At 72.8% G+C, this 8772-nt stretch carries 10 protein-coding genes; 8 read left to right on the forward strand and 2 right to left on the reverse strand.

Annotated elements, in window-relative coordinates; all coding sequences use genetic code 11:
- A partial coding sequence (locus AB0J52_RS17480; protein ID WP_500182622.1) for an SDR family NAD(P)-dependent oxidoreductase occupies positions 1-296 on the forward strand: 296 nt, incomplete at its 5' end.
- Here AB0J52_RS17480 and AB0J52_RS17485 read toward each other — a convergent pair.
- Both AB0J52_RS17485 and AB0J52_RS17490 read right to left on the reverse strand, forming a co-directional pair.
- A complete protein-coding gene (locus tag AB0J52_RS17485; RefSeq protein ID WP_500182623.1) occupies positions 271-1131 on the reverse strand; it encodes an LLM class flavin-dependent oxidoreductase in 861 nt (286 codons plus the stop codon). The two genes, AB0J52_RS17480 and AB0J52_RS17485, sit on opposite strands and share 26 nt — an antisense overlap.
- Before the next feature lie 10 nt (positions 1132-1141).
- Positions 1142-1867 carry an SDR family NAD(P)-dependent oxidoreductase gene (locus tag AB0J52_RS17490; protein WP_500182624.1) on the reverse strand — a complete coding sequence of 242 codons (726 nt, stop codon included), beginning with the start codon at positions 1865-1867 and terminating at the stop codon, positions 1142-1144.
- A 154-nt stretch (positions 1868-2021) separates the two neighbouring features.
- On the opposite strand from AB0J52_RS17490, the gene AB0J52_RS17495 reads away from it, so the two are divergent.
- The 7 genes from AB0J52_RS17495 to AB0J52_RS17525 all read left to right on the forward strand — a co-directional run.
- Entirely contained in the window at positions 2022-2345 is a 324-nt protein-coding gene (locus AB0J52_RS17495; RefSeq protein WP_500182625.1) for a TcmI family type II polyketide cyclase, read from the forward strand.
- Positions 2342-4042, forward strand: coding sequence for an FAD-dependent monooxygenase (locus AB0J52_RS17500; RefSeq protein WP_500182626.1), 1701 nt, complete (start codon positions 2342-2344; stop codon positions 4040-4042). The genes AB0J52_RS17495 and AB0J52_RS17500 overlap by 4 nt, the downstream gene beginning before the upstream one ends.
- Positions 4039-4758: a TenA family protein gene (locus AB0J52_RS17505; protein ID WP_500182627.1), complete on the forward strand. Its 720-nt coding sequence runs from the start codon at positions 4039-4041 to the stop codon at positions 4756-4758. The genes AB0J52_RS17500 and AB0J52_RS17505 overlap by 4 nt, the downstream gene beginning before the upstream one ends.
- Positions 4759-5247: 489 nt before the next feature.
- Entirely contained in the window at positions 5248-7317 is a 2070-nt protein-coding gene (locus AB0J52_RS17510; RefSeq protein ID WP_500182628.1) for an AfsR/SARP family transcriptional regulator, read from the forward strand.
- Positions 7318-7448: 131 nt separating this feature from the next.
- On the forward strand, positions 7449-7703 hold the full coding sequence (locus AB0J52_RS17515) for an acyl carrier protein (protein ID WP_500182629.1): 255 nt from the start codon (positions 7449-7451) through the stop codon (positions 7701-7703).
- Entirely contained in the window at positions 7675-8097 is a 423-nt protein-coding gene (locus tag AB0J52_RS17520; RefSeq protein ID WP_500182630.1) for an antibiotic biosynthesis monooxygenase family protein, read from the forward strand. The genes AB0J52_RS17515 and AB0J52_RS17520 overlap by 29 nt, the downstream gene beginning before the upstream one ends.
- A gap of 151 nt (positions 8098-8248) precedes the next feature.
- Positions 8249-8772 (forward strand): SRPBCC family protein (locus tag AB0J52_RS17525; protein WP_500182631.1); only part of this gene is annotated, 524 nt, incomplete at its 3' end.

Below are 8772 nucleotides of genomic sequence, written 5' to 3' on the forward strand. Positions count from 1 at the left end.
TGGTGATCGTCTCCAGCGGGACGACGCCCGAGTTCGGCGGCGCCCTGTTCGCCGGGGCGCCCGGCTACTCGCTGTCCAAGCAGGCCCTCAACGGCCTGACCGCCATGCTGGCCGCCCAGACCGAGGGAACCGGCGTGCTGGTCAACGCCGTCAACCCCGGACGGGTGCGCACTCGGATGATGCCGGGTCAGCAGCGCCGGCCCGAGGACGTCGCGCCGCGCATCGTGGACGTCGCGCTGCTCGGCGACGACGGCCCGACCGGCGGGTTCCTCAGCGCAACGCCGCCTGGGCGATGAGGTCGGCCTGCCCCGGATCGCGGACGCAGGGGAACAGGATCAGTTCGTCGCAGCCGGCCGCCCGGTAGCCCGCGACGAACTCCCGCACCGCGTCCGGCGTGGACAGGACGCTGCGCACCGCCATGTCGGTCTTCCAACCGGTGAACGCGTACCAGCCGGTCAGATGGTGGCGGGCCTCGTTGAGCGCGGCGTCCCCGCCCAGCGCCACGTAGGCGATCGCGGCCAGCCGCGGCTGGTCCGGACGGCCCGCCGCGAGCCACGCCTTCCGCGCGCGCGAGGCCAGTTCGCCGTACGCGGACGCCGACGAGCCGCCCGCGATCCAGCCGTCACCGTGGACGGCGGCGCGGTTCATCGCCCGCTCGGAGTGGCCGCCGAACAGTATCGGCGGACAGCCCTTGGTCGGGCGCGGACCGGGCACCGGACCGTCCGACCCGCCGTCGCAGAACGCGCGCAACTGGCCCACGAACTCCTCCAGGCGGGCACCGCGTCCGGAGAACTCGGTGCCGGAGGCGATGTAGTCGTCGTCCCGTCCCCCCGCCGCGACGCCGACCGTGAGACGCCCGCCCGAAAGCCGGTCCAGGCTCGCGAGCTGCTTGACCAGGAGCGCGCGGTCGGCGCGGTAGGCGGCGATCAGGATGCTGGTCGTGAGCCGGATGCGGCGGGTCGCGCCGGCGGCGACGGCGAGCGCGGTCAGCGGCTCGTACACGTCGTACATCAGCCGGTCGAGCGCGCCGAGCGAGGCGAAGCCGAGGTCCTCCGCGCGGCGCGACCAGTCCACCAGCAGGGTGCCGTCGATGCCCGGGAGCCAGGTCGGCAGGCCGATTCCGATGTCCATGTGCGTCCTTTCAGAAGCCGCCGTCGACGTTGATCGTCGTTCCGGTGATGTAGCCGGACGCGTCGCCGGCGAGGAACAGCACGACGGCGGCGACCTCGGCGGGGGTGCCGAGGCGGCCGAGCGCGGTCATGCCGCGGATGATGTCGGCGACCGGGGGCGGCGGGCCGCCGCCGGGCCGGGTCACGATCACGCCGGGCGCGACGGTGTTGACCCGGTCGCCGCGTCCGCCGACCTCGCGGGCGAGCGAGCGGGTGAGCCCGTCGAGGGCCGTCTTGGACGCGCCGTAGTGGGCGCTCTGCGGCCGTCCGCGGTGCCCGGCGACCGCGCCGACGTTGATGATCGACCCGCCGTCCGAGAGCAGCGGCAGGACGGCCCGCGTCACGGTGAAGCAGCCGGTCAGGTTCGTCTCCAGCACGCGGTGCCACTCGGCCGGGGACAGCTCGTCCAGGGGCGACCGCGCGTCCACGCCGACGTTGTTGACCAGCACGTCCAGGCCGCCGAGGGACCCGGCCAGCTCACGCACCCGCCGTTCGTCGGTGACGTCGGCCTGGACGACGCGGTGCCGCTCGTCCAGCGCCTTGAGTTCGCGGGCGAGGCCGTCGGCGGCCTCGCCGGGCGAACGGTGGCAGGCCACCGTCACGGCTCCGGCGCGGGCGAAGGCCAGCACCGTCTCGCGGCCGATGCCGCGCGTGCCGCCCGTGACCAGGACGCGCTTGCCCGCCAGCCCGAATTCCACCGGTGCCTCCCTCGCCGCCGCGGATGCTTCGCCAGATCGTCCGGCCGGCGGCTCGCGCGGGACTGGAGCCGGGCTCGCGGGCCGCCGTCGAGCCGGTCTCGACCGCCCCCGGACCCCGCGCTCGCAGCATGGCGGCGACCCGAGAGGAGACCGCATGCACCGGACGCTGATCGTCGCGCGCATGGCGCCCACCGAGGCGGACGACGTCGCGCAGATCTTCCGCGACTCCGACAGCACCGACCTGCCGCACATGGTCGGGGTGTCACGGCGCACCCTGTTCCGCTTCCACGACCTGTACTTCCACCTGGTCGAGGCGGACGACGACGTCACCCCGAACCTGTACAAGGCCCGCAGCCACCCGCTGTACAAGGAGATCAACGAGCGGCTGTCGCAGCACATCCGGCCCTACGACCCCAACTGGCGGGAGCCGAAGGACGCGATGGCCGAGCCCTTCTACGTCTGGGACCCGCGGCGGTGAGCAGCGACGAGACCACGGTGCTGATCGTCGGCGCGGGCCCGGTGGGGCTCTCGGCGGCGGCGTTCCTCGGGCGCTACGGCGTCCCGGTGCTGCTGGTGGAGAAGCGTCCCGACACCTCGGTGCTGCCCCGCGCGCCCGGCCTGCAGGCGCGGACCATGGAGATCTTCCGGGCCGCCGGGCTCGGCGACCGCGTCCGCGCGCTGGAGATCGGCGACTCGCACCCGTTCTTCGAGGGCGGCATCCTGCGCTGCCGCACCTACGCCGAGATCGCCGACGCCGAGGTCGTCGAGGCCCCCTCGCTGGACGGCCCGGACATCAGCCCCGAACGCGTCATGGGCTGCGGCCAGGACCGCTACGAGGTCGTCCTCGCCGACCGGGCCCGCGAACTCGGCGCGGAGCTGCGGTTCGGCGTCCGGCTGTGCTCGCTCGACCAGGACGCGAACGGCGTCACCGCCCGGGTGCGCGACGTCGCGACGGACGAGATCCGCGAGATCCGCGCGCGATACCTCATCGGCGCGGACGGCGCGGGTTCCACGGTCCGCGAGGCGCTCGGCGTTCCCCGTTCGGGGCGCGGCACGGTGTTCGACGCGCTGAGCATCTACTTCCGCGCGCCCGAACTGGAGGAGGTCCTCAAGGACCGGCCGTTCATCCTCTGCTACGCGACCGCCGGGGGGACGATGACCGGGCTGTCCCGGCTGCACGGCCGCGACCCGTGGCTCGCCGCGCCCGTCTACCACCCGGAGCGGGGCGAGAAGCCCGAGGACTTCACCGACGAACGCTGCGTCGAGATCGTCCGCCGGGCGGCGGGGCTGCCCCGGATGGACGTCGAGGTCGTCGCGAAGGTGCCGTGGCAGGGCGCGCAGCTCGTCGCCGAGCGGTTCCGGGCGGGCCGGGTGTTCCTGGCGGGCGACGCCGCGCACGTGCACCCGCCCGCCGGGGGCTTCGGCGCGAACACCGGCATCCACGACGCGCACAACCTGGCCTGGAAACTCGCCGGGGTGCTGCACGGATGGGCCGGGGACGCGCTGCTGGGCAGCTACCACGACGAACGGCACGCGGTCGGCGCCGCGATGGCCGAGCAGGCGATGATCCGCAACCGCATCCGGCACGGCTACGCCGACGACCAGGTCAAGGCCGCGATGGTGGACGACATCGTCATCACCCTCGGCTACCGCTACCGCTCGTCCTCGATCGTCGCGGACGACGAGCGGCCGGTGCTCACCGGCCCGCTGTCGCTGACCGGCGAACCCGGCACCCGCGCCCCGCACGTGTGGCTCGACCGCGACGGCGAACGCCTGTCCACCATCGACCTGTTCTGGGACTCCTACGTCCTGCTGACCGCCTCGGAGGCGTGGCGGACGGCGGCCGCCGCGGTCGCCGAGCACACCCCGGTCCCGCTGCGCGCGGTGCGGATCGGCCCCGGCGGCGACTGCACCGCGCCGGGCGCCGACTGGACCGCGGCCTACGGCATCGGCCCGGACGACGCCGTCCTGGTCCGTCCGGACGCCTTCGTGGCCTGGCGCAGCACCGGCCAGGACAGCACCGGCCAGGACGGCGCCGATCGGGAGACCGTCCTGTCCGATGTCCTGGCCAAGGCGGCGGGCCGGACGGACGGCACCGGCGTGCCGGCATCCGCGCAGCCGTCCGGAGGACGGCCCGGCCGCGACCTCTCCGCGCGGGCCCCGGGCCGCCGATGATGCGCGACCGGCTGGCACGACGCGCCGCGCCGGTGCTCGCCCAGATCAAGGAGCACCCGTTCTGGGAAGGGCTCCGGCGCGGCACCCTCGCGCCGGAGGTCCTGCGCCGCTTCGCCGAACAGGACGCCCACCACGTCGTCCCTTCCTACGCGCGGGCCCTGGCCCGCTGCGCCGCCCTGGCCGACGACGACGCGCACGGCGAGCTGCTGGCCCAGGCCTCCGCCGCCACCTTCGGCTCCCTGCCCCGCCTCCACACCCAGCTGGCCGCCCTGCCGCCGTCGCGTGATGACGAGCCCCCCGCTGGAGGTGATGAGCCGCCCGACAGGACGGATTCGGGACGACGGCTCGGCGGCGCCGGGGGCGGGGTCGGCGGCTGGGCGGCGTACTGCTCGCTCATGCTCGCCGCGCCCGAGAGCGGGTTCGCGGCGGGCGTGGGGGCGCTGCTGCCCATGACGTGGTTCCACCTCGAGGTGGGGGAGGACCTGCGGGCGCGCTACGCGCGGGACGCGCGGTACGCGGGGTGGATCGAGGCGTACCTGCCCGACCCGGGGTTCTTCCCGGGGTATGTCGACGCGTTCATCGCGATGGTGGACGAGGTCGGCGAGACCGCCTCGGACGGCGCCCGTGAGCTGCTGGAGCAGTTCTTTGGGCGGGCGGCGCGACTGGAGTGGGAATTCGTCGATTTCGTGTGGCGGGCGAACGCCTCACCGAAGTGACAGAGCATGACACAAGTGCGGACACGCGCGCATGCGGCGGCCCGCTTCTCTGGTCGCCATCCCTCCCCACCGTGGTGGATAGCAGAGAAGCGGGAGTTCGAATGTGAATTAATTCTCACTGGCCGATGACGCTGGGTGGTTGGCGGGGACTTTGTGTCATTGCCGCCCCGGCGGGGCGGCCGAACACAAGCGGGCGTCGAGCGTCTTTCGAGGTCGGACCATGCATGATGCGCCGGTGTCGGGCTCGGCGGCGTGAGCACGGCCAGGGGCAGAGTCGACTTCGAGGGGGGATCCAAAAGCTTATCCGACCGGTCTTCTCGTTTTCAAGACGGGACGGGCGCCCGCACGCGCACTCCGCGTTTGACAGCCGTTGATCTCCGCCGCAGATCGGATAACACTCAGATCAAGATACCTGGAAGATCGACTTGGGTGGAGGTCCCAGGAATGCAGTTCAGAATTCTCGGTCCACTCTGGGTGGCCAATGGAGAAATGGAACTGACTCCGACGGCGCCGAAAGTCCGTCAGGTTCTGGCCTTTCTTCTGGTGCGCTGCGGAAAACTCGTCCAAGTCGGCGAGCTGATCAACGAGCTCTGGGGCGAGAACGCGCCCAACAGCGCGATGACGACCCTGCAGACCTACATCTACAAGCTGCGCAAGGACCTGCTGGAGCACTGCGAGGGCGCGGCCCTGCACACCCGCGTCTCGGGCTACCTGCTGGAGGCCCCGGCGGACCGGGGCGACCTGCGGGCGTTCGAGGTCCTCGCCAAGGACGGCCGGGCGGCGCTGGAGTCGGGCGACCCGGCGAGCGCCTCCGACCTGCTCTCCGAGGCGCTGGGGCAGTGGCGCGGGCCCGCGCTCGCGGACGTGTCGCTCGGCGAGATCCTGTCCGCGCACGCGACGCGGCTGGAGGAGGAGCGGCTGCGGGTCATGGAGCAGCGCATCACCGCCGACCTGGAGCTGGGCCGCCACCAGCAGCTCATCAGCGAGCTCAAGATGCTCGTCTCGGAGCACCCGCTGAACGAGCGCTTCTACGCCGACCTGATGATCGCGCTCAACCGGTCGGGACGGCGGTACGAGGCGCTGTCGGTGTACCGGGGGCTGCGCACCCAGCTGGTCGACGAGCTCGGGATGGAACCGTCCCCGGCCGTGCAGCGGCTGCACCTGTCGCTGCTCAACCCCGACGCCGACGCCGTCCCGGAGGCGGCGGACGTCCCGGCGGCGCCCCTGGTCGTCCGCTCCCCGGCGCTGCTGTCGCCGGCGCAGCTCCCGCCCGACCTGCCCGACTTCATCGGCCGCGCCGACATCCTGGAGCGCGCCAGGGCACGGCTGCTGCCGCCCGGCGCGACCCCGACGTCGAGCCGCGCGGTCGCCATCTCCGGAATGCCCGGAGTGGGAAAGACGGTCCTGGCGCTGCGCGTGGGGCACGCCCTGCGCGCGGAATTCCCCGACGGCCAACTGTTCGCCGACCTTCGCGGCAGCACCTCCAACCCCGCCTCCCCGAAGGACGTCCTCACCCAATTCCTGCACGCGGTCGGCGTCCCTAAGAGCGACATTCCCGATTCGCTCCAGGAGCGCGCCAAGCTCTACCGGACGTGGAGCACGGGCAAGCGCATGCTCGTGCTCCTCGACGACGCGCACTCGGCCGCGCAGATCACCCCGCTGCTGCCGGCCTCGCCGACCGGCGCGGTGATCGTCACGACCCGGCGCGGCCTGCACAGCGTGCCCGGCCTGCGGCACCTGGAGCTGGCCGAGATGCCGCTCGACAAGGCCGTCAAGCTGATCGAGTCGGCCAGCGGGCGGGTGTTCGCCGGGTCGGAGCGCCGGGCCGCCGAACGCGCCGCCGAGCTGTGCGGACGGCTGCCCCTCGCCCTGCGCGGGGTCGGTTCGAGGCTCGCCGCGACCCCCGCCTGGTCGATCGGCACGCTGGTCGCGCGGATGGAGGACATCCGGTCGCGCCTGGACCTGCTCACCTTCGCCGACCTGGACGTGCGGGCCCGGCTCGCGTCCGGGTACCGGGCGCTCGCCCCCTGCGACCAGAGCCTGTTCCGGCTGGTCAGTCTGCTGCCGACACCGGACTTCACCCCGCTGGTGGTGGACCGCCTGGTCGGCGGCGGGGTGGACGTGGTCGAGAGCGGCCTGTTCCGGCTGGTCGACAACCACCTGCTCGAGGTCTGCTGGGGCCCCGACGCGGAGACCCGCTACCGGATGAACGACCTCCTCAAGATCTTCGCGCGCGAGTGCCTGAGCAGCGAGATCGTGGAGCTGGGAGGGCACGGCGCGCTGGCGGCGGGGGAGGTGAACGTGTTGCGGGGCGAGCACGAGGTCCCGATCACCCGGGAATCGGGCGGTCTCCAAATGCCCCCGCCGCCCCCCTCCGACGCTCCGGCGTCCCCGTCCGAACTCCAGGCGCCGCCGGCCGACCGGCCGCGGCGTATCTCGAACCCGCGGGCCGCGCTGCGCCCCATTCGCAAGCGGGCAGGTTGGAAGGCCGATATCGGCCATGACGAAACGTGTTCACCGCATGTCAACGGCTTGGTGGAGGCGCCCGGAGAGGGCTGAGCTCCGGACGGCGCACCACCGGAAGTCCACGCTCCCCCCGTCCTCCACTCCGTCCTCCACTCCGCGTGCAGCGGCGCTCTAGCACCGCCTTCCAAGGTGACGGGACCGCATCCCCCACCGAGGAGACAGGGATGGCCAGATTCACGGTCGACGACGTCCGCCGCATCCTGCGTGAGTGCGCGGGCGAACCCGACGCTATCGACCTGGACACCGACATCGGCGCCGTCAGCTTCGAGGAGATGGGCTACGACTCGCTGGCCGTCCTGGAGCTGGCGTCGCGCATCCAGCAGGAGTTCACCGTCAGCATCCCCGACGAGCTCGTCACGGACCTGCCCACCCCCGAGGCCGTGGTCGGCTATGTCACTCCCCGCCTCGCCGCCGTGTGAGGGCTCTCCGGGGGAGCTGATCGACAGGATCCACGTCCTGCTGTACACCAGCGCCCCCGAGGAAGCCGCACTGACCGACGCCTACCACACCGTCAGCCGCGCCCTCGAGGGAACGCCCGGCCTGCTGAGCAACGTGCTGCTGCGGTCGATCCACGACCCGTGCGGGTTCGTGGTGATGAGCGAGTGGCGCGACCTGGAGTCGTTCCTGGAATGGGAGTCCGGCGTCGACCACCGCGACGTCACCGCGCCCATGCGGATCTTCCAGGACGACCGGGCGGGCCGCGGCACGACCTTCGGCATCTACACCGTCACGGCCGCCTACGCGGGCGGCGAGCACGCCCCGCCCGACCGGGCCGGCCAGGCCGCCGAAGCCGACCGGGCCGAACTCGGCTGACGCCCCACCATCCGGCGCCGCCGCCGTCGAACCCGGCAACCCCCGGCGGCGGCGCCCACGGCCGACCACCACCCGCGCTCCAGAGACGCTCAAGCCCCTCGCGCGAGCGTTCCAGGCAGCCGCGTCCACCTTCGGCGGAGGGACCCCGAACATGGCAGGACACACCGACAACCAGATCGTCATCAACGCCCCCATGGACCTGGTCTGGGACATGACCAACGACGTGGAGTCGTGGCCCAGCCTGTTCAGCGAGTACTCCACTGCGGAGATCCTCGAACGGGACGGCGACACCGTCCGGTTCCGGCTGGCGCTGCACCCCGACGAGAAGGGGACCGTGTGGAGCTGGGTGTCGGAGCGCACAGCGGACCGCGAGACCCGGACGGTCCGCGCGCACCGCGTCGAGACCGGCCCGTTCGAGTACATGAACATCCACTGGGAGTACACCCCGAGCGACGGCGGCGTCCTCATGCGCTGGCGGCAGGACTTCGCGATGAAGCCTGGGGCCCCCGTGGACGACGAGACGATGCGGGCCCGCCTCGACCACAACACCCCGATCCAGATGACGCGCATCAGGCGCCGCATCGAGGAGGCCGCCGCGCGCGCCGCCGGGGGACTTCGCCTCGACCACACCGGGCGCCGCGTCCTGGTCACCGGCGGCACCCGCGGCATCGGCCG

Source organism: Spirillospora sp. NPDC049652 (genome assembly GCF_040675125.1).
In the GTDB taxonomy this organism is placed as follows: domain Bacteria; phylum Actinomycetota; class Actinomycetes; order Streptosporangiales; family Streptosporangiaceae; genus Spirillospora.

What these genes read in the sequence shown, in the direction of transcription:
- AB0J52_RS17505 (WP_500182627.1), top strand. Translation starts at nt 4,039, where the DNA reads ATGATGCGCGACCGGCTGGCACGACGCGCCGCGCCGGTGCTCGCCCAG.
- AB0J52_RS17510 (WP_500182628.1), top strand. Translation starts at nt 5,248, where the DNA reads ATGGAACTGACTCCGACGGCGCCGAAAGTCCGTCAGGTTCTGGCCTTT.
- AB0J52_RS17520 (WP_500182630.1), top strand. Translation starts at nt 7,675, where the DNA reads ATGTCACTCCCCGCCTCGCCGCCGTGTGAGGGCTCTCCGGGGGAGCTG.
- AB0J52_RS17485 (WP_500182623.1), bottom strand. Translation starts at nt 1,131, where the DNA reads ATGGACATCGGAATCGGCCTGCCGACCTGGCTCCCGGGCATCGACGGC.
- AB0J52_RS17495 (WP_500182625.1), top strand. Translation starts at nt 2,022, where the DNA reads ATGCACCGGACGCTGATCGTCGCGCGCATGGCGCCCACCGAGGCGGAC.
- AB0J52_RS17515 (WP_500182629.1), top strand. Translation starts at nt 7,449, where the DNA reads ATGGCCAGATTCACGGTCGACGACGTCCGCCGCATCCTGCGTGAGTGC.